Raw genomic sequence first — 24,467 nt, 5'->3', positions numbered from 1 at the left:
AAAGGCGCCCCAACATCGTTTTTGTTTTATTGCATGTAATGCTTCAAAGCTTTGTTGGGGCGCTTTCTACGTGTTTTTTGATGCAGTATTATACTTCCGTGAATTTATACCCCACACCTCTTACAGAGTGGAAGTATTTTGAGTTACGGCTGTCTTCTTCAAAATATTTACGGAAGTTGAGAATAAAGTTATCGATCGTACGCGTAGTAGGGTATACGTTATACCCCCAAACTACCTGTAGAATTTTTTCGCGTGTAACAACCTCTCCTTTATTTTCTATCAGGAGTTTCAGTAACATCGCTTCCTTTTTGCTCAGTTCATAATGCTTACCATCTTTCCCTACACATTCCTGTGCGGCAAAGTCGATCATATTTTCACCGAAGCGGTAAACATTGGGAACGCTGTCTTTATCCTGGATCTTCTTGTTTTTCACGATCAGCTTCTCAACACGGAGCAGCAGTTCTTCCAGGTTAAAGGGTTTGGTCATGTAGTCATCTCCTCCTTTTTTGAGGCCGAGTACGCGGTCTGCACTGCTGTTTTTGGCGCTCAGGAAAAGAATGGGAACTTCATTGTTCTGAATGCGGATGTTTTCGCATACGGCGATGCCGTCCATTTCAGGTAACATGATGTCCAGTATGATGAGATCGAAGTATTCGTTTTTGACAGCTTTGAGTGCAGCTGTGCCGTTGTCTACCGCTGTCACTTCATATCCTTCCAGCTCCAGGTTCAGCTTCAGCGCCTCCTGGAGGTTTTCCTCGTCCTCCACCAGTAGTATTGATGCCTTGGTAGCTTCCTTCATGTGTTAATGTTTGATTTTACTACAAATCGCGGACCGATAGGTTATATCCGTATCCGGAATCTAATTTACGCTGTTTGCACGGAATATTCAGGCCACGTTATTTCAAAGCAGGCACCTGTTGGAACATTTCCCTTTACTTCAATATAGCCGCCATGCTGTTCTACTATTTTAGCGGTGAGGAATAAACCCAGTCCGGAGCCTTTTGCTTTACGGGTGTTTTCATTGCCAACGCGGTAAAATTTCAGGAAGATCCGTTTCCGTTCTTCCAATGGTATTCCCGGACCTTCGTCCGTTACCTGCAATTTCAGTTCTTCGTCTTCTTCAAACAGTTTTACATTGACAGCCGTATTACGCGGTGCATATTTCACGGCGTTTTCTACCAGATTGCTCAGGATGATCTGCAACATCAGTTTATCTCCTTCCATCCACACGTGCGGTAAAATACTGGCATTAATAGCATGTGTGCCTATACGTCCGCCCAGATCTCTGATCCCGGCTTCCAGTAGTGCAGAAAAATCCAGCGGCTCTTTATACAGCTGGTATTTATGTGTTTCCAGTTGTGCGGCCAACAGGATGTTATTGCAAAGCTGATCCAGCCGGTTGGTTTCTCGAATGGTATTATCTATCAGTTTAGCCTGTTTCTCTTCGTCCAGCCGGTGACGCCGGATGGTTTCAAGGTTCAGTTTAGCCGCTGCAATAGGTGATTTCAGTTCATGCGTAACTGCCATCATAAAATTCTGTTGCTGCCGGCTGAGTTTCATATATTTCCACACAGCCCTGTACACAAAGAGCGCGCCGAGTAAGATGATCACCAGGAAGATAACGCCTTCTCCAAAATATTTAAAAGAACGCATGTGTTCCTCCTTGTCGATCCGCTGCATCTCCAGCACGTGCTCTACGGGTTGTGTAAGACTATCTATACGCAAAGAGAGGTTTTGCCGTTCAAAGCGGGTAATTTGTTCGCTTTGTCTGAACAGTAATACGCCCCACCAGATCAGGGCCGCAATGGTATATCCCAATACCAGCAAATAAACGAAGGAAACAGATTTTCCTTCCTGCATTTTATTGAAAATCTTTCTCATCATGGCCGTTTGCCGGCTTTCTCAATCCGCAAGCCAACATTCATCACATGCGGAAGCGGATTTTGCCGCATGTTTTGCTCAAATGTAAATTTATAGGTGCCCGGCTTGTCGAAAATGGCTTTTTGCTGAATGGGGATACGGTGTTCGTAGATATCATCCAACCCGCTTCCCAGCCATTTCCCGTTTATATCAGATAACGGCAGTTCTACCCTTTGCTCGCGGGCAGTGCTGTCTCCCGGATATTGTGTGCCTACCAGGATCCATACATTGCTATATGGATAGGCATCGGTATGCCGCACGTTCACGTAAATATTGTACAGATCGGCAGTATCTTCCGGTTGTATAGCTACTTCAAAAGACGGTTTAAAATCGTATGCCCAGTCATGACCCGGTATTTCCAGGTTCTTCTCGAACGCATCCATTTTAGGCGGCTTGCAGGCAGCAGCCAGTAAAAATAAGCCTGCTGTTACCAGGAGTAATCTCTTCATACGGTATACGCCTTGCTATAAAACATTTAAAACTTGTTCTTTGGCCTTCTCCAGTTCATCTTTCATCAACACCACCCATTGCTGGATGCCGGCATCATTGGCTTTAGAACCGGTTGTATTTATTTCACGCCCTATTTCCTGTAATACAAAACCCAGCTTCTTGCCTTTTGCAGCATCTGCATCTTTCAGGATTTCTTTAAAGTAACGGAGATGATTTTCCAGGCGCGACAGTTCTTCAGAAATATCCAGTTTTTCCAGATAAAAGATCAGTTCCTGTTCAAGCCTGTTGGCATCCACATTTTCTTTCCCTACATGTTCAGCCAGCAATCCTTCCAAACGCTGGCGGATACGGTCTTTACGCAAAGGGTCCAGTTCTTTCACCTTCAGCGTATAGGCATCAATGTTTTCTATGCGTTGTTGCAGATCAGCCTGCAGCATCAGTCCTTCGTCCTGACGATGAACGTCCAGGTCGGAGAGGGCTGCTTTCAGGGTGTTCTCCACATCTTTCCATTCTTCTTCCGCCATCTGCTCTGAAGCAGGGCTTACTACTTCCGGCAGTTTCATCAGCACATTAAGCATATCTCCCTGTGGCAGATCCAGCTCGTTGGCTAATGTAGTGATGGATTGATAGTAATACTTGGCAAGGTCAGTATTGATTACAACCGGACGGGTAGCGCCATTCTGACGAATGTTGATCGTTGCATCGAGTGTACCGCGTTGCAAAGTTTGTTGCATAAGCGAACGGATGTCGAACTCATAAGGCTTTAGCAAAGGAGAAAATTTCAGGTTCACTTCAAACTGCTTACCATTCAGCGATTTGATTTCCACCACTATACTCGTTTCGCCTCTTGCGCTTTCTGCCCTTCCGAAGCCGGTCATTGATTTCAGCATAATAGAATTTTATAGGTGACAAACCTAGTTAAAATTTGTGGATTTCTTGATTTTGAGGTTGCCTGATTTTGGAATCCTGCATTTGTTGATTCCCGCGCGATAGTATAGCTATCTCCGTAAATCTCAAAAGGAGGTGAGCTGCAGTTTCCGGTGGATCTCTTCCCGGCTCAACTGAACCATGTCTCCGGGCTGCATTCCTTCCACGGTAATGTGCTCAATACGATAACGGACAAGCCTCAACGTAGGAAAGCCTACAGCTGCCGTCATTTTTCTCACCTGCCTGTTCTTTCCTTCCTGTAAAATCATACGGATCCAGGGCGCCGGAATGCTTTTACGAAAACGGATAGGTGGGTTGCGGGGCGGCAGGAAGGGTTCTGCTGCAAATATTTCTGCAAAACAAGGTTTCGTACGATGTATTTTTCCATCCACAGAAATCTGTACCCCCTCTTTTAATTGTTTGATAGCTGCGTTCGTAATGGCCCCGTCTACCTGTACCCAGTACTCTCTTTCATGCGCATGTTGTGGCAACAGCAGCCTGCTATTCAACGACTTGTCATTGGTAAGCAGGAGCAACCCCTCACTATCGTAGTCGAGACGACCTACCGGATATACATCCTGCGGTACTTTGAAGTAATCTGCCAGGCAGGATTTATTACCCTCGGGTGTAAACCTTGTCAGCACTTCATATGGTTTATAAATTACATAATAATTAAGCGGCACAACTACAATTGCTTTGGTTAAGGGCCCGTAAATTAGTACTTTTGCTGAATTGATTATGGGTACTTTATGTCAAAATCCGTCCTGCCAAGACTGTAAGGATCGTTTCTCGTCTATCTTCTGTAAAACAGAACTCGACAATCTGGAACTGATTGATGCAGCAAAGGTATGTTCCATCTACAAGAAAGGTCAGGTGATCTTTCATGAAGGGGCGTACCCATTTGGTGTGTATTGTATTAATGATGGAAAAATAAAGCTCTCTCATAGCGGCGATGATGGCCGTGAACAGATCATCCGCCTGGTAAAAGACGGTGATATCATGGGTTACAAAGCCTTGCTGAGTAACGAAAGATATACCGCCACCGCTACCGCCCTGGAAGATTCTTCTATCTGCTTTATTCCGAAAGATCTTTTCCTCAGCATCCTGCAAAAAGACGCGTCCCTTTCTTTTGAAATGATGCGCATCTTATCCAGTGAGCTGCGTAAAGCCGAGCTGAAAATCACGCACCTGGCGCAAAAGCCGGTACGGGAACGCCTCGCAGAAACCCTGCTCTTTATTAAAGAAACATACGGCGTGGAAGAAGATGGACACACCCTCAGTGTACGCCTCTCCCGCGATGAAATTGCGAACCTCGTTGGTACCGCCACAGAATCCGCTATCCGCCTCCTGTCCGAATTCAAAAAAGATGGTATGATAGAACTGGATGGTAAAAAGATCCGCCTCCTGGATATAAAGGAAATTGTGCGGACAGCCAACCTCCAGGACTGATAAATATCATATTCTCCCTTGACACATATCATTCTCCCCCTCCCATGCTAACGGTACTTTTGTGTTATCAAAAATACTAACTGCATGCATGCTTATGCGCTCATCAATTTTCATGAACTGTCACCCGCAGCCCTCTGCGATATCATCGTGAATAAATTCCATCTGCCGGTAGAACAAACGGCAGAACAGGTTATGGCGTACTTCCTCCTGGAAAGACAGGAAGACCCTACAACCCCAACAGCTGCCGATCTACAGCAACTATTGTTTGCAAAAATGCAGGCGGAATGCATACAGCTTATCCGCAAAGAAAGCACCATCCTCTTTCCTGTTATCCGTAATACTTCTATCCATAATACCGGTAAAAAATGTATTCAGCCTGCTGCTTATGAAAGCATTCAGCAGTCATTTCAAAAAATACTGCTGCTGCTGCAAAAGCTCAGGCAGGTAACAGATAATTACTTGATCCAGGGCCATTGGAGCAGCGCCTATAAAATATGTCTCAGCGATATGTATACCATGGAACAGACCTTACAACAATGGATATACGTAGAACAGAACATTCTTTATCCGGCTGTCATGCATGCCAATACCATCGTTGTAAAGCAGGATGATCTTACTAACAATATAAGTATTGACTAATGGCTACTTCACCCAATACCAACATACAAATTTCCTGCTACCACTGCGGAGAAGACTGCACAGACAATGAGATCACCCTGGGTGAAAAAATATTTTGCTGTAGCGGCTGTAAAATGGTGTACGAAATATTGCACCAGTACGACCTCTGCGAATATTATGACCTGAATGACCAACCCGGTCTCAACCAGCGCATGATGGTAAGAAAGGATAAGTTTGCCTTCCTGGATGATGAAAAAATAAGTCAGCAACTGGTGCAGTTCCGCGATGATACACAAACACACGTTACCTTCTATATTCCGCATATCCATTGCAGTTCCTGTTTATGGCTGCTGGAAAACCTGCACCGGCTCGATAAAGGCGTGCAACGTGTAACCGTTAACTTTAGTAAAAAAGAAGCGGCGATCATCTTCTCCCAACAAAAAACTTCTTTACGACATGTAGCGGAAATACTTGCTGCTATTGGATATGAACCCTATATCAGTTTACAGGACCTGCAACATAAAAAGCCCGGCGTAAAACGTAGCCTGATCTATCAATTAGGTGTAGCCGGTTTTTGTTTTGGCAACATTATGCTGCTTAGTTTTCCCGAATATTTTACCGGCAGCAGTCACGCCGACGAAGGCATGAACCGCCTGTTCAGAAATATGAACCTAGTACTGTCACTACCTGTATTTTTTTACAGCGCGCAGGTGTTTTTTAAATCCGCCTGGAGTGGACTAAAACATGGCTTTCTGAATATCGATGTACCGATCGTACTGGCAATAGTAGTTACCTTTGTACGCAGTGTGGTGGAGGTTTACAACGGTAACGCCGGATACTTTGATTCCATGTCGGGCATCGTATTTTTTATGTTGATAGGAAGAATTTTGCAGGATAAAACTTACCAGGGGCTTTCTTTCGACCGTGACTACACTGCTTATTTCCCTATAGCCGTCAACGTTATAAAAGAGGGAAAGGAAATTCCTACCGCTTTGCCCGATATAAAAACAGGCGACACCCTCCTCATTCACAACAATGAACTCATACCGGCCGATGGCATCATCGTAAGAGGAAAAGCCCTCATAGATTACAGCTTCGTAACCGGCGAAGCCACGCCGGTAAATAAGTCCGTAGGAGAGATCATATACGCCGGCGGCAGACAACTGGAAGGTAATATTGAGATCCTGACCATCAAAGAGGTGGCACAAAGTTATCTCACCAGCCTATGGAACAGGGATGAATTAAAACAGACAAACGAAAAACATCTTTCATTTGTGCACCTGCTGGGGCGCTACTTTACCTGGGTAGTAATCACCATTGCCGTCATCAGCGCAGCTTACTGGGCTGCCTATGAACCAGCCCGCATCTGGCCCGCTGTTACTGCCATCCTGATCATTGCCTGCCCCTGTGCATTATTACTGGCATCTTCTTTTACCAACGGACATATTTTACGCATTCTCAGCAGGCATCAGCTTTACCTGCGTAATGCGCAGGCCATCGAAAATATGGCCAATACCACACACCTCGTATTTGATAAAACAGGAACGCTTACCGGCAAAACAGGCACCCGGGCCATCTACTTCGGCACGACGCTTACCCCGCAGGAAGAAACCATGATAGCCAGTCTCGCAGCGCAATCGTCACACCCTTTAAGTAAAGCGGTTCTATTGTATTGCGGGCACGCCGCCATACAACCAGTGCATGACTTCCAAAACTTTGCAGGCAAAGGGGTATGCGGATGGATAAACGAAACGTTTATCCGTTTGGGTAATGCTGAATTTGCCGGCGCACACAGAACAGAAGAAGTTGATGGGAGCGTGGTATATGTTTCCATCAACGAAAAACTTACAGGATTATTTACGATCCGCAACAGCTACCGTACCGGCATCCGCACTTTATTAAAACAGCTGCAGCAACACTACCCGCTCTCTGTACTTTCAGGAGATAACAACCGCGAAGCCGTCAGTCTGCAAAAACTCATGGGACCCAATGCCACCCTGCTTTTCGAACAACAACCGGCAGACAAACTCGCTTATATCATCTCCCTTCAAAAACAAGGAAAAAAAGTGATGATGATCGGTGATGGATTAAATGATGCAGGCGCACTTAAACAAAGTGACATCGGCATCTCGCTCACAGAAGACAGCAATAACTTTACACCTGCCAGTGATGGCATCCTGGAAGCGAAACAACTGCCTTTGCTGCTGCATTTTATCCAGCTTTGCAAAGCCAACAAACGTATTATCCTCGCCAGCTTTGCACTGTCACTGATTTATAACATTACCGGTTTATATTTTGCGGTACAGGGCTTGTTATCACCACTGGTGGCGGCCATCCTGATGCCAGCCAGCTCTATCAGCATCGTAGTGGTTACTTTTCTGTTCAGTGAATGGTGCGGCAAAAAGCTTGTCCTCCGGTCATTACGGCAAATGAATGATAAAAGTCATATTCCTGATTGAGCAATATCATAGCTGCCGTCCTTACGTGCAACTACCTTTGTTATGAACATGACACACACCATGTAATATCTTAAAAGCACAGTATCAGACCCGGTTGAAATGGGTGTACGGGCAGTCTCAAAAAGACTGTCTGTACACAACGGGGGAGGTATGCCTGTAGCTTTCAGGGGTATCACATCATAAACCCAGCGCAAATGAAAGCTATGAATGTAATGCAGGTAGCAGGAAACGATAAAATCAAAAGCTACGTGGCGTTCAAAACAAAACGTTTTGATGCCAACCTGATGATCCTGCAACAGGGGCAACAGATCCCCCCGCACACTTCACCTTCAGATGCCATGTTACTGGTACTGCAGGGGAAGATCGCCTTTATGCTGAATGAGGAAGTAACCGTGTTGGAAACCGGCGACATATTCACTTTTAAGGCCAATGAAATACATGCATTACAGGTATTGGAAACAGCCAGGTTTTTACTGGTTAAATAAACACACCATGAGCGTAATTATTCTTTTACTCGGCGCCAGTCTTACCGTAGCAGCAGGATTCCTGGCCGCCTTCATATGGTCTGTAAAAAACGGACAGTTTGAAGATGATTTCTCTCCGGCTCACCGCATCCTGTTTGAAGACAAGAAAGATAACGATCAGGACTAAACGTAATTCCACCATTCATAAAAGAACCAATAAACAGCACTATGTCACTCGAAAAATTTTATTACGACAACCGTACGGTTAAATGGTTTGCCTACGCTTGTATGTTCTGGGGACTGATAGGCATGCTCGCGGGCTTGTGGGCCGCACTGACACTGGTTATGCCGGAGTTCAACCTGGGCTATGCACCTACCACTTTCGGACGGCTCAGACCCGTACACACCAACGCCGTGGTTTTCGCCTTCGTAGGCAATGGCATTTTCATGGGTGTCTACTATTCCCTGCAAAGGCTTTGCAAAGCCCGCATGTTCAGTGATGTGCTGAGCAAAATCCATTTCTGGGGCTGGCAGGCCATCATTGCAGGAGGCGCCATTACTTTACTGATGGGTTATACCACCGGAAAAGAATATGCCGAACTGGAATGGCCTTTTGATATTGCGATTACTCTGATATGGGTTGTATTTGGCGCCAATATGCTGGGCACCATCTTACGCCGCCGGGAAGCACACCTGTATGTGGCCATCTGGTTCTATATCGGTACATGGGTAGCCATTGCCATGTTGCATATCATCAACTCCTTTGAATATCCGCTGACACTGTTTAAAAGTTACAGCTGGTATGCAGGTGTACAGGATGCACTGGTACAGTGGTGGTATGGTCACAATGCGGTGGCCTTCTTCCTCACTACGCCCTACCTCGGCCTGATGTATTATTTTGTACCTAAAGCCGCTAACAGACCCGTATATTCTTACCGTTGGTCTATCATCCATTTCTGGTCGCTGATCTTTATCTACATCTGGGCAGGCCCGCACCACCTGCTTTATACGGCATTACCCGAATGGGCGCAGTCACTCGGAACAGTATTCAGCATCATGCTCATCGCGCCTTCCTGGGGAGGTATGCTCAACGGATTACTCACCCTCCGCGGCGCCTGGGACAGGGTACGGGAAGATGCGATCCTCAAGTTTTTTGTAGTGGCATTAACCTGCTATGGTATGGCCACTTTTGAAGGACCGATGTTATCCCTCAAAAACGTAAATGCGATCAGTCACTATACCGACTGGACTATCGCACACGTGCATGTGGGTGCATTGGGATGGAACGGATTCCTCACTTTTGGTATCCTCTACTGGATGATCCCACGCATGTTTTCTACACAGCTGTTCTCTAAAAAATGGGCGAACACTCACTTCTGGATTGGTACGCTGGGTATCATTTTCTATGTAATCCCACTGTATTGGGCCGCTTTCACACAAAGTATGATGTGGAAACAGTTTACAGAAGAAGGACAACTGAAATACCAGTTTATGGAAACAGTAACCACCATTGTGCCGATGTATGCACTGCGCGCTTTTGGCGGGTTGCTTTACATTGGTGGCCTGGTACTGATGATTGTAAACCTTTACAAAACCGTCCGCCGCGGTTCTTTTGTAGCCAACGAAGCAGCGGAAGCAGCGCCTTTGCCTAAAGAAATCGTTACACATGGTAAAGCACACTGGCACAACTGGATAGAACGCCGCCCCATACAGCTGGTGGTATTCAGTCTTGTAATAGTAGCTATTGGCGGCATCCTGGAGATGGTACCCACCTTCCTGATCCACAGTAACATTCCTACCATCAGCAGCGTGAAACCTTATACCCCGCTTGAATTGCATGGCCGCGATATTTATTTGCGGGAAGGTTGTTATACCTGTCACTCACAGATGATCCGGCCATTCCGCGATGAGGTGGCCCGCTACGGTGAATATTCCAAAGCAGGTGAATTTATCTACGATCATCCGTTCCAGTGGGGTTCCAAACGTACCGGTCCTGACCTGGCCCGCATAGGTGGAAAGTATCCCGACAGCTGGCACTACAACCACATGCTGGACCCGACTTCTATGTCGCCCGGATCTATCATGCCTACTTATCCCTGGTTGTTTGAAGACCGTATCGATAAAGGTAAAACACCGGCCATGATAAATGTAATGCGCAAGTTGGGTGTGCCATATGCAGAAGGCTATGAAAAACAAGCTATTGCAGACATGGAAAAACAGGCGGAACACATCGCGGCTTCGCTGGAAAAAGATAAGCTGCCGATTAAACCCGACCGGGAAATTGTAGCCCTGATCGCTTATCTGCAAAGGATGGGAAAAGATATTAAGTCCGCCCCCAAAGAAGAAGCAGTTACTGACAAAAATGATTTTTAGTTCTCATAAAAACACGGATCATGAAGTTCATTAATTACCTGGAATCAATTGCAGGCATCAGCATTTACCCGCTGGCATCCTTACTGATCTTCTCCATCTTTTTCGCTATTGCCTCGTTGTGGGCTTTCAAGGCAGATAAAAAAATGGTGGATCACATCAGCCGCATCCCGTTAGATAATGACGATATACATAGCCTATAAAAGAATAGTATGAACAGGAAGCTTTTCAATATACTCAGTGCCTGCTTATTATGCAGTGTACCTGCTCTTGCCAACGGTCCGCAACCGCCATCAGAATTATCAGATCCTGTTGCAATGGTATTGCTGGTTGTAATAGGAGGACTATTGCTGGCGATAGGCATTCTTGGCAATGCCGTGATAGGAGCGATGGATATTTTCCGGGAGAAGATGAAGAAAGAATCCGGTAAGGCGCCGGTGACAACTGCGACACTGGCACTCCTCCTGGTATGCAGCAGCAGCGCGTTTGCGCAGGATGCTGCTGCTACTGCCAGTCCTTATTTCACCCGGTTATCATCCTCCAGTTTTTACCTGCTTATTTCCATCATTATACTGGAACTCGGCGTCATTATTTCTTTGTTGTTCGTGCTGCGGTTTCTCGTTGGCATCAAACGTAAACGCAAACCGGCTAAAGCAGTTGTACCGGGTAAGCCCCGCGTTTCCTGGCTGGAAAAGCTGAACAAAACACGGACCATCGACGCGGCGTCCGAAACAGAACAGGACATGGGCCACGATTTTGATGGCATCCGTGAACTGAATAATCCTACGCCACCCTGGTGGAAATGGAGTTTCATTTTCTGTATCTGCTTCGGTATTGTTTACTTCTGGCGTACAGAAATTTCTCACTCAGCGCCCGGCCAACTACAGGAGCTGGCGATGGCGGAAGAAAAAGCAGCTATTGCCAAAGAAGCATACCTGAAAAATGCAGCCAACAACATCGATGAAAATAATGTGAAACTATTGGAAGATGCCAATGACCTGGCTGCCGGACAGAAGATGTTCATCGCCAGCTGCGCGCCTTGTCATGGCCCGCAGGGACAAGGCGTTGTAGGTCCCAACCTGAGCGACGACTACTGGCTGCATGGCGGTAAACTAAACGAAATCTTCAAAACCATTAAATATGGAGTGCCGGATAAAGGGATGAAAGCATGGCAGGAAGATTTTTCACCTAAACAGCTGGCACAGTTAACAAGTTTTATCAAGTCTATCCAGGGTAGTAATCCTCCCAATCCAAAAGAGCCACAAGGCGCAAAAGAATAAGTAATGGAAGACAGTAATACATTCAGAGACAGTATAGCCACCGTTGATAAGCAGGGGAAGCGTAACTGGATTTTTGCACAGCGGCCAAAAGGTCGCTGGTACAATCTCCGCAGCATTCTCAGCATCTTTTATTTTAGTGTTTTTTTTAGTCTGCCGTTTATTTCCATAAATGGCAGACCCTTATTCCTGCTCAATGTGGTAGAGGGAAAATTCATTTTATTCGGTGCTATTTTCTGGCCGCAGGACTTCTTCATTTTCGGTTTGGCGATGCTGGCATTTATTCTCTTTATTGTATTATTTACCATGGCCTTTGGCCGCCTTTTTTGTGGCTGGATGTGCCCACAGACCATCTTCATGGAAATGCTGTTCCGCCGCATCGAATACTGGATAGAAGGCGATGCCGCTGCACAGCGGTTATTACAGCAACAGCCCTGGAATACCAACAAAATCATCCGTAAAACAGGCAAACAGCTGGCTTTTTTTGCCCTGTCCTTCCTGATCGCTAATATCTTCCTCGCTTACATCATCGGCGCCAAAGCGTTGGGAAAGATCATTGCCGAACCCTTGTCTCAGCATACCGGCGGGTTTATCGCCATTATTGCCTTCTCCGGGGTTTTCTATGGCGTATTTGCCTTCCTCCGCGAGCAGGTATGCACCATTGTATGCCCCTACGGCCGGTTACAGGGCGTTTTGCTGGATAAAAACTCTATACTGGTAGCCTACGACTACGAAAGGGGAGAACCCCGCGGAAAGTTCCGTAAAGACGATTCCAGGGCTGCCGGCGATTGTATCGACTGTGCCCAGTGCGTGAAAGTATGCCCTACGGGCATAGATATACGTAATGGCACCCAGCTGGAATGTGTCAACTGCACCGCCTGCATAGATGCCTGCGATCATATGATGGAGAAAACCGGCCGGCCGAAAGGGTTGATCCGCTACACTTCCGAAAACGGTATCGCCAAAAAGGAAAAGATCCGTTTTACACCCCGCCTGAAAACATACACCGCTATCCTCACCCTGCTGCTCGGCGCCATCACCTTTATGCTGTCCAGCCGCAAACCGGTAAGTGGTACCATCATGCGTACCGCCGGTATGCTGTACCAGGAACGGGGCAAGGATAGCATCACTAATCTTTACCGCATTAAACTGATTAACAAAACAACGCAGGACATACCACTGACACTGCAACTGGAAAATAAACCCGGACAAATAGAAGTGATAGGAAATGCCTTGATCCGGGTCAGGGCAGAAGGACAGGGGGAAGGCACCTTTTTTATTGTATTGCCGCTAACGGCCATACAAAACCGCAAATCATCCCTGTACATCGGCATCTATCAGGATCATAAAAAAATTGCCCGCATGCGTACCACGTTCCTCGGACCTGTACAATAAACGGACAGCTATCAATCACCTAAACACATTATCATGAACTGGGGACATAAGATCATCATCGTGTTTGTAGTATTTGCCGCAGGGCTTTTAACACTGGTCACCAAAAGCATGCGTACCAGGATAGATATGGTTACACCGGATTACTACGGCGAAGAACTAAAGTATCAACAGGTAATAGACGGCAAACAAAATGTACACCTGCTGTCTGCACCGCCGGCCATTTCCCGGCCGGATGAAAACATTACCATCACCTTTCCTCCCGAACTGCATCATGCGGCTATTACCGGCAAGATAAAATTCTATCGTCCTTCCGATTCGGATAAAGATGTGGAACTACCCTTAAGCCTCAACGACAGTGGACAACAAGTCATTGAGCGTCACCTCCTCAGCAAAGGACAATACCAGGTAAAGTTGCAATGGGAAAAAGACGGGAAACCGTTTTACCAGGAACAGTTTTTAAATATTAATTGATTTACGGATTTATTGATTTACGGATTTTGTTGAACCTTTTCCCGGAATACAAAATCTCAAAATCAATAAATCACAAAATTTGAAAATTCCAAAATGATCCTTACCGCTTTCATTCTTGGCTTCATCGGCAGTTTTCACTGCATTGGTATGTGTGGGCCTATTGCGCTCACATTACCGGTACAGCATCTTGACGGTAAAAGAAAACTGGCGGGTATCCTGCTGTACAATATTGGTCGGGTTAGTGCTTATGCATTGCTGGGGATGATATTTGGATGGTTAGGAAAACAATTTTACCTGGGTGGTTTGCAGCAATGGTTGTCTATTGCTACCGGTAGCCTGTTATTACTGATCGTATTGCTGAAGTATACCGGTTACCGTTGGATCAAACGCAGGCATCTCCCTAATATATTTGTTACAAAAATAAAATCGTCCCTGGCAACGCTGTTGCGCCGGCAGCAATTCCGGACACTGTATGCTATCGGCTTCCTCAACGGCCTGTTGCCCTGCGGACTGGTATACCTGGGTATTGCCGGTGCGGTAGCTACCGGTGAGATAGCAAAAGGAATGTTGTTTATGGCGGCCTTCGGCGCAGGTACATTGCCGGCTATGATGGCAGTTACCTGGTTCGGGCACCTGATCAGTATCGGTTTCCGTAACACCATGCGTCGCCTGATACCAATTATTGTTGTGATCATGGGCGTGTTGCTCATTATGCGCGGGTTAAACCTGGGCATTCCTTATATCAGTCCGGTCCTGTCGCCGGACACTGAAAAAGTTGTAGAAAGTTGTTGTCATAAAACATAAATTATCATGAACCTCATCCGCAAATACAATGTAGCTGCTCCCCGGTACACCAGTTATCCAACGGTACCCTACTGGGATGAAAACAGTTTCGACATACAGGAATGGAAAGCCCTGCTGAAAAAATCTTTCCGGGAATCCAACGATAAGGATGGTATCAGCCTGTATATCCATCTTCCGTTCTGCGAAAAGCTGTGTACTTACTGCGGCTGCAATAAATACATAACGGTTAATCATGCGGTGGAAGTACCCTACATACAGGCATTGCTCAAAGAGTGGCAACTCTATACAGCTACCTTCGGCGGGCGCCCCCGCATCCGCGAAATACACCTCGGTGGAGGTACGCCTACTTTCTTCAGCCCGGAAAACCTGACCCTGTTACTGGAAGGGATCTATAGCACTGTTGAACTATTACCGGATGCTTCCCTCGGCTTTGAAGGACATCCCGGCAACACCACACCGGAACACCTGCAAACACTTTTTAACCTCGGCTTCCGTCGTATCAGTTTAGGCATCCAGGATTTTGATCCACGCGTACAGGAGATCATCAACCGGATACAACCCTTTGATACCGTTGCAACTGTAGTAGCCAACGCCCGTAAAACAGGTTTCACGGCGATCAACTTTGACCTAATTTACGGACTGCCTTTGCAAACAGCATGCGGCATGCAGGACACCATCGACAAAGTGATGCAACTACGGCCCGACCGGATCTCTTTTTACAGCTATGCACATGTTCCCTGGATAAAAGGAGTGGGGCAACGTCGTTATTCAACAGCAGATCTTCCCAAAGATGAAGAAAAAAGACGCCTGTATGAACTGGGTAAACTATTGTTTGCCAGGAACGGATACGCAGAGATAGGGATGGATCATTTTGCATTGCCGGGTGATGAGCTGTTTACCGCCTGTAAAAAGGGGCAGCTGCATCGTAACTTTATGGGATATACGGTTTCGCATACCTCGCTGTTAGTGGGCCTGGGCTCATCTTCTATCGGTGATAGCCGCTATGCATATGCGCAGAATGAGAAGCAGGTAACGGCTTACCAGGAGATGGTCAACAAAGGATTGTTCCCTGTCGTTCGTGGTCATGTGCTGAGTAAAGAAGACCTGTTGTTGCGCGGTCATATTCATGACCTGATGTGCACCTTTGAAACATCGTGGTGTAAAGCAGATACCCAATGCGATGCCGTTATAGATGGGTTGCAAAGATTACAGGAACTGGAAAGAGATGGCCTGGTGGATGTGATCCCTGATAAAGTAGCGGTTACCAGTAAAGGAAGACCTTTTATCCGCAACATCTGTATGGCCTTTGATGCGCGCCTGTGGCGGCAGTTGCCGCAATCGGAATTGTTTAGCAAAGTCATCTGAGTAAGCGATATGGAACGCTATAAATTATGTTTAACGGAGTTGCAGGGGAGATTAAAAACGATGAACAGCCATTTGATCTTCCCGCAACTCAAAAAAATTTTAATTCGCATTCGATTTTAGTAAGAAAATTTCTCCTTTTTGTCTCATTCCTGGTCAAAAATCAAAAAAACAGCGCCGTTCCAATTTTGGGGCATGTCGATAAAAAAGATGAAAAAGCAGTCGTGTTTAAAGTGTGTTTTTTAGAGAGATAAAATATCGGTCGGCTGTAATGCTTTGTACCAGCGGGTTTCAGAGGCAATAAAAAAAGTCTGACCGTTGGAACAATCAGACTTTCTTGTTATGTGAATGGGTTAGTAAGTACAGGGAAACAAGATTCCCTACACAATATTAAAAAGAATTTCATGACAAAAGAAAAATTTTACAAAAAAATTTATTCACACCACTAAAATAATTGTGGATAACAGCAGTCTGAAAGTTTCCCCTTATCATCATCGTCCGACCATATTTTGATTATTGCTTTCTCTGATTTACTACCTTTGTCGCACTTTAACATTATTCAATCATTCATATCATGAAGTTCGAAGCACCTGTTGCAGTAACAGATATAGCGGCATTCATAGGCGCAGAGCTGGTTGGCAACAGCCAACTGATGGCTACCGGCCTCAATGAAATACATAAGGTAACCACAGGAGATATCTCCTTTGTTGACTTTGAGAAATATTATAACGCCAGTCTCCATTCTGCAGCAACGATTATCATCATTAACAAAAAAGTAGATTGCCCGGAAGGAAAGGCATTACTTGTACTCGATGATCCGTTTAGTGCCTACGTAAAACTGGTAAACCGTTTCCGTCCTTTTGAAGCGGCAACCAAAGTGATCAGCGACTCCGCCGTGATAGGAGCAGGTACGGTAATCCAACCTAACGTATTCATTGGCAATCATGTGCGTATTGGCAGCAACTGTTTGATCCATCCTAACGTCACTATTTACGACCACTGCATTATTGGTGATAACGTCATTATTCATGCAGGTACGGTGTTGGGAGCGGATGCTTTTTACTTCAAGAAAAGAGCCAACCGCGAAGTGATGTACGACAAAATGGTAAGCTGTGGCCGGGTAATCATTGAAGATGATGTGGAACTGGGTGCCGGTTGCACCATCGACAAAGGTGTAAGTGGTGATACGATCATCGGTCGTGGTACCAAACTGGATAACATGATCCATGTTGGTCATGGTACCGTAATCGGCAGGAACTGCCTGATCGCTGCCCAGGTAGGTATTGCCGGTAAAGTAACCCTGGAAGATAATGTAATCCTGTGGGGACAGGTAGGGATCAACAAAGACCTGACTATCGGAAAAGGTGCCATCATACTCGGACAAAGCGGCGTACCCGGAGATGTGGAAGGCGGTAAGATCTATCTCGGCTCTCCGATAGAAGAGGCTGGTGTTAAAAAGAAAGAATTCAACTGGGTAAGACGTATTCCCGAGATCTGGGAAAAAGTAAAAAACCTGTAGTACCTATCATATTGAAATAACGGATTACAAAATTGTAATCCGTTATTTTTAAAAAAACAGCTCCCGAAAATGAAGCGTCTCTCTGTATTATTATTATCGCTGTTATGCGCCTGTACCACTACTAAACATGTCTCCTCCCGGGATGCTTTATACAGTAATGAACAGGAGTGGAAAGTGAAGATCCGTGATGGCTGGCTTTCTGCTAAAACAATTGCATTTGGTCCTTACACTACTTCCTCCCGCAAAAACGGGGTTACGGATGCAATGGCGGTCAGCTTCATAAAAGACCCGAAGAATCCGTTCAGTTTTTATACTACCGGTAATGACGAACGTATCCTGGTACAAACCATGAACACCAACCTGGTCGCCTTCTCCAGCCGCCCTTTACCAACCCTTTTTAACGGCATCAGTCAGGACACGCCCATCTATTACACCTTGATAAACGGCAGCGGAAATGACCCGCTAAAACGCTGGGAAATGGTATTGAGAACGTCTTCCTACATGGAGCTGAATGACAACAAACCGGCAGGCATATTACGCTCACCCACCACAGATATCCGCATCACTGCGCACAACCGTTTTGGTAAGGTTAATTCCTACGAAAAGATCTGTTATGAGTTCCAGTACCGTGGACAACCCGTAGCGGCAGTAATGCCGGGCGAAAATCCACGCGTATGGGTAAGTAAGGATACCGATGCAGCTACCGCAAAAACACTGGCCGCTGCCATTGCTGCGTTATTGCTGAAGTAATGTTCAGGAGGTTTATTATTGCTGTACCGCCTTTTCTTTGATAAAAGCAGCAGAGATCTCTGCGATCGTTTGCTTCAATGGCCGGAAGCTGAAACCAGGCAGGAAGGAGAGGACCTTACTGTGATCATAATACACTTTGAGTTGTGCGGTGCGGGCAGTTTCTTTCGTTACCAGCGGAGGTTTACCGGTAATCATTCCTTTCACTTTTTCCAGACGCCATACTACTTCGGCTATCCATGGTTTTACGGCAATATGCGGCGGCTTTTTACCCAGTGCGTGCGCCATTTCCGTGAATAGCTGCTGATAGTTCCAGTTGTCTGCCGAGAGGATAAACCGCTCTCCGCTGATACTGCTGTCCATCAGTTGGATCATCACGTTTGCCACATCTTTTACATCTACAAAACCATTCACTCCCAGTGTATAGAAAGGAAATTCTTTCCAGGCGCTTTTCAACAAGGCGCCGGAGCCATCTTCCCAGAAGCCTGCACCTAAAATAATGGAAGGATTAACGATCACGGCATCGAGCCCTTCGGCAATGCCTCTCCATACTTCCATCTCTCCCTGGAATTTGCTGATACTGTACTGAGAGTTATTGCGACTGTCTTCCCATTCGCAATCTTCATCTACAGGGGCATTCTCTTTCGCCCTGCCGATGGACGCTACGGAGCTTACATACAGGAGTTTTTGTACGCCGGCATCCAATGCCATGTTCACCACATTGGCGGTGCCTTCTGCATTCACCTTTAGCAGGTTGTTACGGTCACCGGGTTGAAAAGAAACGATGGCCGCACAGTGATATACCTGCGTAATACCCACCATGGCATCTTCCAGTGAAGGCACATCCAGGATATCTCCCGGCACCCATTCTATTTTATCAGCAAGGTCCTGCAACCGCGGCGAAGGTTGTTTGCGGCACAAGGCTCTTACAGGCTTACCTGCATCGACCAGCGACCGTATTAAATGACTCCCTAAAAAACCTGTACCGCCGGTTACTAAAATCATGAAGACTAAATTCGTTTTACGTATGAAGACCCAAAAATAAGTATTCCCCCTTACTTCTATCTGTAAAAGGTATTATTGTTCATACCTGTAAAATCCCAATCCTGTTTTACGTCCCAGCTTACCGTCTTTTACCCTTTGCTCCTGCAGGATATTGGGTTTAAAACGCGGCGCCTGTGCGAATGCATTATACAACGACTGCGTTACTGCAAGGTTCACATCATTGCCGATCAGGTCCATCAAAGCAAAAGGGCCCATCTTAAAACCGGCGCTTTCCAGCAACTGGTCAATGGTGCTGAAGTCGGCCAGCCCCTGTTCTGCCAGGTGCATCGCTTCCAGGTAATAATGCCTGGCTACCCGGTTTACAATAAATCCGGGGGCATCTTTTACACGCACCGGGATCTTCCCCAGTTGTAAAGCCAGCTCATAAATGAACGATGCTGCTTCGGGCGCTGTTTGTACACCGGAGATCACCTCTACCAGCTTCATGATATGCGCAGGATTAAAAAAGTGCATTCCCACCACACGGGTAGGGTTAACAGCTATAGCTGCCGACAGGTCAGAAACCGATAAAGAAGAAGTATTGGTAGCAAAAATAGTGTCGGGTGTATTGATGGCCGCCAGTTGATTAAACAGGGCTGTTTTGGCAGTTATCCGCTCTACAATAGCCTCTATAATCACATCTGCCACACAGTCTTCCATCACAGTAGTAAAAGAGAGGCGTTGCAGGATATCCTCTCTTCCGGCGGTGGTGAGCCGGCCTTTTTCAACAGCGATCCCCAGGCTTCTTTCAATTTGTGCCTTTGCCTTGTCGAGCCCTGTTTGCTGTATATCAAACAACACGGTATTAAAACCGCTGGAAGCCGCCACCTGTGCTATCCCCGCACCCATTGTGCCGGCGCCACATACTGCAATAGAATGCATCATCATCATGGAGGATTTTGGGATTTGCTGATTTTGGAATTTTTTGATTTAAACTCCAGCGTTGGATGTATCCCGGAACCAAATCGCAAATCAAAAAATTCCAAAATATTTACACTGCTCCCTGGAATTGCTCCAGGAAACGGGTGTCGTTCTCGGAGAACAGGCGTAAGTCCTTGATCTGGTACTTCAGCATGGTAATACGTTCTATCCCCATACCAAAGGCAAAACCAGTATATTTCTCCGGATCTATGCCGCAGTTGGCCAATACTTTGGGGTGCACCATACCACAACCTAATATTTCCACCCAGCCGGTTTGTTTACATACGGAACATCCGGTACCGCCGCAAATAAAACAGGATATATCCATTTCTGCGCTGGGCTCTGTAAAAGGAAAGTAGGAAGGACGGAAGCGGATCCCTGTATTTTCGCCAAACATCTCTTTCACAAAATGGTAAAGCGTTTGTTTCAGGTCTGCAAACGATACATTTTCATCTATATACAATCCTTCTACCTGGTGGAAGAAGCAGTGTGCACGGGCAGAAATGGTTTCGTTGCGGTATACTCTTCCCGGGCTGATGATACGGATAGGCAGTTTGCCTTGTTCCATCACCCTTACCTGGGCGGAAGATGTTTGTGTACGTAACAGCCAGTCAGGATTCTTGCTGATAAAGAAGGTATCCTGCATATCACGCGCAGGATGGTTTTCCGGCAGGTTCAATGCAGTAAAGTTGTGCCAGTCATCTTCAATTTCCGGTCCGTCTGCAATGGTAAAGCCGAGGCGTTCAAAAATGCGGATAATTTTGTTCCGTACCAGGCTGATAGGATGGCGGGTGCCCAGCCTGTGCGGTGCTTCCGGCAATGTATAATCAACAGCTGAAGTATCCGCGCCGGTAGCTTCTTTCAGCTCACCAAACTGATCGTAGCGCGATTCTGCCAGTTGCTTGAATTCATTCAGGATCTGTCCGAATTCTTTCTTACGGTCGTTAGGTACCTGCTTCATTTCCCCAAACAGGGCTTTCACGATACCTTTTGTACCCAGAAATTTTATGCGGTATTGTTCCAGATCGGCCGCGTTTGCGGGCGTAAAAGCCGCTATTTCCTGTTTATAAGTTGCTATTTGCTGTACTAACTGTTCCATAAAGAACAAAGATAAGCCATAAATTAATTATGGAAGTCGCCTTCAGGGAATTACAGCTGCCGTAACGGCTAAAAAATCAGCTTATATCCAACACCCCTGATATTCACGATCTGTACACGGGTGTCTTCTTTCAGATAACGGCGCAGCTTCGTAATAAAAACATCCATGCTCCGGGCATTGAAAAAATTATCATCTCCCCAAAGGTCCAGTAGCACTTTTTTCCGTTCCATCACATCGTTTTTATTATCGTACAGCCGGCGCAGTATTTCCGCCTCCCGGTGGGAGAGAAACTCGGTGGTATTATTGCGGGTAAGCGTTTGCTTGGCGTAGTTAAAGATGTATTGTCCTATCACCACAGAGCCTTCTTCCATTTCCCGCACGGCCGGATGGTCACTGAAACGTTTCAGCAACGCCTTGATACGTACAATCAGTTCATCCATACTGAAAGGCTTTTTCAGGTAGTCATTGCCCCCGAGCTCGAAGCCTTTTACCACATCTGCTGTCTGCGATTTTGCGGTGAGATAGATGATCGGCGTAAATTTATCCAGCTTGCGGATCTCGGCGGTTACGGTAAACCCGTCCATGTTGGGCATCATAATATCAAGTACCACCACATCGGGATGCTCCTGCTGATAAAGACGCAGGCCCTCTTTCCCGTCTGATGCATACAGCATCTCAAAACCCCTCATTTCCAGGCTGTCTTTTACGATCTGACCCAGCTGCAACTCATCTTCTATCAGTAATACTTTTGCCATAACCTAATTTTTAAAACCTCACTTATGCTGTTGGAATAGAAATGATAAATTCTGTGCCCTTATCCTGTTCGCTATGCACCCGGATAGTTCCCCCATGCATTTCAACGATTTTCTTTACATAACTTAAACCCAGTCCGAAGCCTTTTACATTGTGCAGATCTCCGGTAGGTACCCTGAAAAATTTATCAAAAATATTCTCCTGGTAAATCCTGGGGATGCCGATACCACTATCCTTTACCCTGATCTTTAACTCCCCGTTTTCCACCTTGCACTGGATATACAGCTGTACCTGGTCCCGCGAATATTTGATGGCATTATCCACCAGGTTATTGATCGCGTTGGACAAATGCGTTTTATCCACGAATACGGTTTCTCCGGATAAATTATTGTCAAACCGTAACTGCAATGGTTTTGTTGCTTTCAACTGATGACTGGAGAGGATATAATCAATCACTTCATTCAGATCAGTCTCTTCTTTGAACAGTTCAATATCCTCTTTCTCTTCCGCTGCAATATGCAATACTTTTTCCACCAGGTCAGATAAACGTTGCAGTTCATTTTTGGAGATATCCAGGTAAGCCTGTGTTTTACGCTGATCGCTGAGTGCATTAAAGTTCTGCATAGCTTCTACTGCTGCAGAAACGGTAGCAATCGGCGTTTTAAGCTCATGCGTCATGTTATTGATAAAGTCGTTCTTAACTTCCGACAATTTCTTTTGCTTCAGGATGGTACGCAACATATAAACGAAGCAAAGCGTAGTAAGCACCAGCAACACCACCGAGGTGAGTAATGTCCAGATCATTTTCTGTAAAATGAACTGTAACGGTGAATCAAAGCTGGCTTGTACAAACAGGTTGCTGGCCGGGTTAAAAGGTACCTTCGATGTTTGCCGGGGCACTCTCCGCCGGATGCTGTCGCGGAAGCTCTCTCTTTCAAATCCCCTGTAATTCATGTGAAAAGTATCCAGGCGATAAGAAGTGGCAATCTGCCGGTTGTTGAGTTCACCACGAAAAATAGAGTCCAGTTTTTTTAAATTGATGCTATCATTATGGGTGTTGGTGATCAGAAATTCAGAGATCTGCCGTGCAAGGGTATCTGCATAAATGCGCGCCGGAATATCTCCCGGTAAATTAACGGAATCCTCCCGCAGACTATCAGGTAGCGGTGTGTTGCCGCCACGCATCCTTAGCTGATGCTTGCCTTTTACCAGTAATTTCGCCCTGGCAGAATCCTTCTCCCTGCTGTAGTAACGCGCATATCCGCGCACATCCGAAAACTGCCGGTGCACGTCTGCAAACTGCCGGCTGAATACCGCCGAACGCAACGCCTCATTGATCTCTTTATTAAACTGCTCCTCACGTATACGATAGGAATTATATAACCAGTACCCCTGGAAAAGAAATATTCCCAGGATACAGCTCGACATGAGGATAAGGATGTTGATGATTCGTTGTCGCATTAATATTCTTTATATCCTTACAAAACTATCCATTCCACCCGGAAAGGGAATAAATACTTAACAGTAATTAACAGTAAATAAGGAAGATTAACGGTAGAAAGTAAGTATTAACAGTAAATAACAGTAAATAAAGCTTTTTAACCTAAAAACCGGCACGGAAGAGGGACTTTTGTATAAAAAAAGAATATTATGAAACATCTATCCAGCTTTATATTTACCGCGGCAGCACTGCTGCCTTTTACTCAGCCGCTGTTTGCACAGCAGTCGGGTGTAATTGAATACGAAGTAACTGCTAAAACAGACCCCAACCGCATGCGCGGCTTCCAGCGCGATGGCGACGATGCATCAGAAAGACCTGATGTGATCACTTTTAAACAAACCTTTACGTTTAACAACAACGTCGGCAAACTGGCTACTGAGCGTCCTGATTTTGGCGACAGAAGACCACAAAGACAACGGCGCGACAGCTCCGCACAAGGCCCGCGCCGGATGGGAATGGGCGGCCGTGGAAACAATGCGCAATACATCGACCTGGCAAATAAAAAATATCAACAGGTTTTTTCCACCTTCGGTGATGATAAGAAAACATATTACACAGAAGAAGATTTTCTCATAGGCACCAATAGCAAACCCGGAGATAAAACAAAGAAAATAGCAGGATATGCCTGCAAAAAAGCAACCATACAGTTGAAAGACGACACTTACACCGTATGGTATACCACCGATCTCCCGTTCAGCTTTTCGCCGATAAATGGTTTATTACCGGAAAGCAAAGCTGTAGTATTATCTGCCGAAGGCAGCAAACGCTCTTTTGTTGCAAAAAATGTGAGCCTGAAAGCAGTCACAGATGCAGATCTTAATATACCTGCCGGCGCAGAAAAAGTAAGCCAGGAACAAATGAGAGAGATCAGAAAACAGGAGATGGAGAAATTTCGTAAACGTCAACCACAACAGTAA

The 24,467-nt window shown here is 45.9% G+C and carries 26 protein-coding genes; 16 read left to right on the top strand and 10 right to left on the bottom strand.

Annotated elements, in window-relative coordinates:
• Positions 1–88 precede the first annotated feature (88 nt).
• From ABQ275_RS24220 to ABQ275_RS24200, 5 genes are all read right to left on the bottom strand, one after another.
• A complete protein-coding gene (locus ABQ275_RS24220) occupies positions 89–799 on the bottom strand; it encodes a response regulator transcription factor (protein WP_349315724.1) in 711 nt (236 codons plus the stop codon).
• 65 nt (positions 800–864) lie between these two features.
• The gene (locus tag ABQ275_RS24215; RefSeq protein ID WP_349315723.1) at positions 865–1,884 is read right to left on the bottom strand and encodes an ATP-binding protein; all 1,020 of its coding nucleotides are present in this window, start codon (positions 1,882–1,884) and stop codon (positions 865–867) included.
• On the bottom strand, positions 1,881–2,369 hold the full coding sequence (locus ABQ275_RS24210; RefSeq protein WP_349315722.1) for a gliding motility lipoprotein GldH: 489 nt from the start codon (positions 2,367–2,369) through the stop codon (positions 1,881–1,883). The genes ABQ275_RS24215 and ABQ275_RS24210 overlap by 4 nt, the downstream gene beginning before the upstream one ends.
• Before the next feature lie 15 nt (positions 2,370–2,384).
• Positions 2,385–3,260, bottom strand: coding sequence for a YicC/YloC family endoribonuclease (locus tag ABQ275_RS24205; RefSeq protein ID WP_349315721.1), 876 nt, complete (start codon positions 3,258–3,260; stop codon positions 2,385–2,387).
• 123 nt (positions 3,261–3,383) lie between these two features.
• Complete coding sequence (locus ABQ275_RS24200) at positions 3,384–3,980, bottom strand: pseudouridine synthase (RefSeq protein WP_349315720.1); 597 nt, start codon at positions 3,978–3,980, stop codon at positions 3,384–3,386.
• 55 nt (positions 3,981–4,035) lie between these two features.
• Here ABQ275_RS24200 and ABQ275_RS24195 point away from each other — a divergent pair, with 55 nt between their 5' ends.
• The 15 genes from ABQ275_RS24195 to ABQ275_RS24125 all read left to right on the top strand — a co-directional run bounded on the left by ABQ275_RS24195 (position 4,036) and on the right by ABQ275_RS24125 (position 18,235).
• On the top strand, positions 4,036–4,746 hold the full coding sequence (locus tag ABQ275_RS24195) for a Crp/Fnr family transcriptional regulator (protein WP_349315719.1): 711 nt from the start codon (positions 4,036–4,038) through the stop codon (positions 4,744–4,746).
• A gap of 84 nt (positions 4,747–4,830) precedes the next feature.
• Positions 4,831–5,385 carry a hypothetical protein gene (locus ABQ275_RS24190; RefSeq protein WP_349315718.1) on the top strand — a complete coding sequence of 185 codons (555 nt, stop codon included), beginning with the start codon at positions 4,831–4,833 and terminating at the stop codon, positions 5,383–5,385.
• Positions 5,385–7,823 carry a heavy metal translocating P-type ATPase gene (locus ABQ275_RS24185; RefSeq protein ID WP_349315717.1) on the top strand — a complete coding sequence of 813 codons (2,439 nt, stop codon included), beginning with the start codon at positions 5,385–5,387 and terminating at the stop codon, positions 7,821–7,823. Before ABQ275_RS24190 ends, ABQ275_RS24185 begins: the two co-directional genes overlap by 1 nt.
• Positions 7,824–8,017: 194 nt before the next feature.
• The gene (locus ABQ275_RS24180; protein ID WP_349315716.1) at positions 8,018–8,308 is read left to right on the top strand and encodes a cupin domain-containing protein; all 291 of its coding nucleotides are present in this window, start codon (positions 8,018–8,020) and stop codon (positions 8,306–8,308) included.
• Positions 8,309–8,315: 7 nt separating this feature from the next.
• Positions 8,316–8,474: a cbb3-type cytochrome oxidase assembly protein CcoS gene (ccoS, locus tag ABQ275_RS24175; protein WP_349315715.1), complete on the top strand. Its 159-nt coding sequence runs from the start codon at positions 8,316–8,318 to the stop codon at positions 8,472–8,474.
• A 41-nt stretch (positions 8,475–8,515) separates the two neighbouring features.
• Entirely contained in the window at positions 8,516–10,660 is a 2,145-nt protein-coding gene (ccoN, locus tag ABQ275_RS24170) for a cytochrome-c oxidase, cbb3-type subunit I (RefSeq protein WP_349315714.1), read from the top strand.
• A 20-nt stretch (positions 10,661–10,680) separates the two neighbouring features.
• Positions 10,681–10,860 (top strand): CcoQ/FixQ family Cbb3-type cytochrome c oxidase assembly chaperone, encoded by a 180-nt coding sequence (locus tag ABQ275_RS24165; RefSeq protein ID WP_349315713.1) that lies wholly within the window; start codon positions 10,681–10,683, stop codon positions 10,858–10,860.
• Positions 10,861–10,869: 9 nt separating this feature from the next.
• A complete protein-coding gene (locus ABQ275_RS24160; protein ID WP_349315712.1) occupies positions 10,870–11,937 on the top strand; it encodes a cbb3-type cytochrome c oxidase N-terminal domain-containing protein in 1,068 nt (355 codons plus the stop codon).
• Positions 11,938–11,940: 3 nt separating this feature from the next.
• Complete coding sequence (gene ccoG, locus ABQ275_RS24155; RefSeq protein WP_349315711.1) at positions 11,941–13,329, top strand: cytochrome c oxidase accessory protein CcoG; 1,389 nt, start codon at positions 11,941–11,943, stop codon at positions 13,327–13,329.
• Between the two features lie 33 nt (positions 13,330–13,362).
• Complete coding sequence (locus ABQ275_RS24150) at positions 13,363–13,800, top strand: FixH family protein (protein WP_349315710.1); 438 nt, start codon at positions 13,363–13,365, stop codon at positions 13,798–13,800.
• Between the two features lie 93 nt (positions 13,801–13,893).
• A complete protein-coding gene (locus ABQ275_RS24145; protein ID WP_349315709.1) occupies positions 13,894–14,604 on the top strand; it encodes a sulfite exporter TauE/SafE family protein in 711 nt (236 codons plus the stop codon).
• A gap of 6 nt (positions 14,605–14,610) precedes the next feature.
• Positions 14,611–15,969: an oxygen-independent coproporphyrinogen III oxidase gene (gene hemN / locus ABQ275_RS24140; protein WP_349315708.1), complete on the top strand. Its 1,359-nt coding sequence runs from the start codon at positions 14,611–14,613 to the stop codon at positions 15,967–15,969.
• A gap of 26 nt (positions 15,970–15,995) precedes the next feature.
• Entirely contained in the window at positions 15,996–16,220 is a 225-nt protein-coding gene (locus ABQ275_RS24135) for a hypothetical protein (RefSeq protein ID WP_349315707.1), read from the top strand.
• Positions 16,221–16,540: 320 nt separating this feature from the next.
• Positions 16,541–17,485 (top strand): UDP-3-O-(3-hydroxymyristoyl)glucosamine N-acyltransferase, encoded by a 945-nt coding sequence (locus ABQ275_RS24130; RefSeq protein ID WP_349315706.1) that lies wholly within the window; start codon positions 16,541–16,543, stop codon positions 17,483–17,485.
• Positions 17,486–17,554: 69 nt separating this feature from the next.
• Positions 17,555–18,235 (top strand): hypothetical protein, encoded by a 681-nt coding sequence (locus ABQ275_RS24125; RefSeq protein WP_349315705.1) that lies wholly within the window; start codon positions 17,555–17,557, stop codon positions 18,233–18,235.
• A gap of 15 nt (positions 18,236–18,250) precedes the next feature.
• Here ABQ275_RS24125 and ABQ275_RS24120 read toward each other — a convergent pair whose 3' ends face one another.
• The 5 genes from ABQ275_RS24120 to ABQ275_RS24100 form a co-directional block, all read right to left on the bottom strand.
• On the bottom strand, positions 18,251–19,237 hold the full coding sequence (locus ABQ275_RS24120) for an NAD-dependent epimerase/dehydratase family protein (RefSeq protein ID WP_349315704.1): 987 nt from the start codon (positions 19,235–19,237) through the stop codon (positions 18,251–18,253).
• A 72-nt stretch (positions 19,238–19,309) separates the two neighbouring features.
• Positions 19,310–20,167: a 3-hydroxyacyl-CoA dehydrogenase NAD-binding domain-containing protein gene (locus tag ABQ275_RS24115; protein ID WP_349315703.1), complete on the bottom strand. Its 858-nt coding sequence runs from the start codon at positions 20,165–20,167 to the stop codon at positions 19,310–19,312.
• Between the two features lie 100 nt (positions 20,168–20,267).
• Positions 20,268–21,296: a phenylalanine--tRNA ligase subunit alpha gene (pheS, locus tag ABQ275_RS24110; protein WP_349315702.1), complete on the bottom strand. Its 1,029-nt coding sequence runs from the start codon at positions 21,294–21,296 to the stop codon at positions 20,268–20,270.
• A 68-nt stretch (positions 21,297–21,364) separates the two neighbouring features.
• The gene (locus ABQ275_RS24105) at positions 21,365–22,051 is read right to left on the bottom strand and encodes a response regulator transcription factor (RefSeq protein WP_349315701.1); all 687 of its coding nucleotides are present in this window, start codon (positions 22,049–22,051) and stop codon (positions 21,365–21,367) included.
• A gap of 22 nt (positions 22,052–22,073) precedes the next feature.
• A complete protein-coding gene (locus tag ABQ275_RS24100) occupies positions 22,074–23,510 on the bottom strand; it encodes a HAMP domain-containing sensor histidine kinase (protein ID WP_349315700.1) in 1,437 nt (478 codons plus the stop codon).
• 189 nt (positions 23,511–23,699) lie between these two features.
• On the opposite strand from ABQ275_RS24100, the gene ABQ275_RS24095 reads away from it, so the two are divergent.
• Positions 23,700–24,467, top strand: coding sequence for a GLPGLI family protein (locus ABQ275_RS24095; protein ID WP_349315699.1), 768 nt, complete (start codon positions 23,700–23,702; stop codon positions 24,465–24,467).

The organism is Chitinophaga sp. MM2321, assembly GCF_964033635.1.
Taxonomy (GTDB): Bacteria; Bacteroidota; Bacteroidia; order Chitinophagales; family Chitinophagaceae; genus Chitinophaga.
Note: the sequence above shows the minus strand (reverse complement) of the source record. Positions and strands in the feature narration are given on the sequence as shown.

Excerpts from the sequence above, each read along its gene's own strand:
- ABQ275_RS24220 (WP_349315724.1), bottom strand. The coding sequence starts at position 799 with ATGAAGGAAGCTACCAAGGCATCAATACTACTGGTGGAGGACGAGGAA.
- ABQ275_RS24215 (WP_349315723.1), bottom strand. The coding sequence starts at position 1,884 with ATGATGAGAAAGATTTTCAATAAAATGCAGGAAGGAAAATCTGTTTCC.
- ABQ275_RS24210 (WP_349315722.1), bottom strand. The coding sequence starts at position 2,369 with ATGAAGAGATTACTCCTGGTAACAGCAGGCTTATTTTTACTGGCTGCT.
- ABQ275_RS24205 (WP_349315721.1), bottom strand. The coding sequence starts at position 3,260 with ATGCTGAAATCAATGACCGGCTTCGGAAGGGCAGAAAGCGCAAGAGGC.
- ABQ275_RS24195 (WP_349315719.1), top strand. The coding sequence starts at position 4,036 with ATGGGTACTTTATGTCAAAATCCGTCCTGCCAAGACTGTAAGGATCGT.
- ABQ275_RS24190 (WP_349315718.1), top strand. The coding sequence starts at position 4,831 with ATGCATGCTTATGCGCTCATCAATTTTCATGAACTGTCACCCGCAGCC.
- ABQ275_RS24185 (WP_349315717.1), top strand. The coding sequence starts at position 5,385 with ATGGCTACTTCACCCAATACCAACATACAAATTTCCTGCTACCACTGC.
- ABQ275_RS24180 (WP_349315716.1), top strand. The coding sequence starts at position 8,018 with ATGAAAGCTATGAATGTAATGCAGGTAGCAGGAAACGATAAAATCAAA.
- ccoS (WP_349315715.1), top strand. The coding sequence starts at position 8,316 with ATGAGCGTAATTATTCTTTTACTCGGCGCCAGTCTTACCGTAGCAGCA.
- ccoN (WP_349315714.1), top strand. The coding sequence starts at position 8,516 with ATGTCACTCGAAAAATTTTATTACGACAACCGTACGGTTAAATGGTTT.
- ABQ275_RS24165 (WP_349315713.1), top strand. The coding sequence starts at position 10,681 with ATGAAGTTCATTAATTACCTGGAATCAATTGCAGGCATCAGCATTTAC.
- ABQ275_RS24160 (WP_349315712.1), top strand. The coding sequence starts at position 10,870 with ATGAACAGGAAGCTTTTCAATATACTCAGTGCCTGCTTATTATGCAGT.
- ccoG (WP_349315711.1), top strand. The coding sequence starts at position 11,941 with ATGGAAGACAGTAATACATTCAGAGACAGTATAGCCACCGTTGATAAG.
- ABQ275_RS24150 (WP_349315710.1), top strand. The coding sequence starts at position 13,363 with ATGAACTGGGGACATAAGATCATCATCGTGTTTGTAGTATTTGCCGCA.
- ABQ275_RS24145 (WP_349315709.1), top strand. The coding sequence starts at position 13,894 with ATGATCCTTACCGCTTTCATTCTTGGCTTCATCGGCAGTTTTCACTGC.
- hemN (WP_349315708.1), top strand. The coding sequence starts at position 14,611 with ATGAACCTCATCCGCAAATACAATGTAGCTGCTCCCCGGTACACCAGT.
- ABQ275_RS24135 (WP_349315707.1), top strand. The coding sequence starts at position 15,996 with ATGTTTAACGGAGTTGCAGGGGAGATTAAAAACGATGAACAGCCATTT.
- ABQ275_RS24130 (WP_349315706.1), top strand. The coding sequence starts at position 16,541 with ATGAAGTTCGAAGCACCTGTTGCAGTAACAGATATAGCGGCATTCATA.
- ABQ275_RS24125 (WP_349315705.1), top strand. The coding sequence starts at position 17,555 with ATGAAGCGTCTCTCTGTATTATTATTATCGCTGTTATGCGCCTGTACC.
- ABQ275_RS24120 (WP_349315704.1), bottom strand. The coding sequence starts at position 19,237 with ATGATTTTAGTAACCGGCGGTACAGGTTTTTTAGGGAGTCATTTAATA.
- ABQ275_RS24115 (WP_349315703.1), bottom strand. The coding sequence starts at position 20,167 with ATGATGATGATGCATTCTATTGCAGTATGTGGCGCCGGCACAATGGGT.
- pheS (WP_349315702.1), bottom strand. The coding sequence starts at position 21,296 with ATGGAACAGTTAGTACAGCAAATAGCAACTTATAAACAGGAAATAGCG.
- ABQ275_RS24105 (WP_349315701.1), bottom strand. The coding sequence starts at position 22,051 with ATGGCAAAAGTATTACTGATAGAAGATGAGTTGCAGCTGGGTCAGATC.
- ABQ275_RS24100 (WP_349315700.1), bottom strand. The coding sequence starts at position 23,510 with ATGCGACAACGAATCATCAACATCCTTATCCTCATGTCGAGCTGTATC.
- ABQ275_RS24095 (WP_349315699.1), top strand. The coding sequence starts at position 23,700 with ATGAAACATCTATCCAGCTTTATATTTACCGCGGCAGCACTGCTGCCT.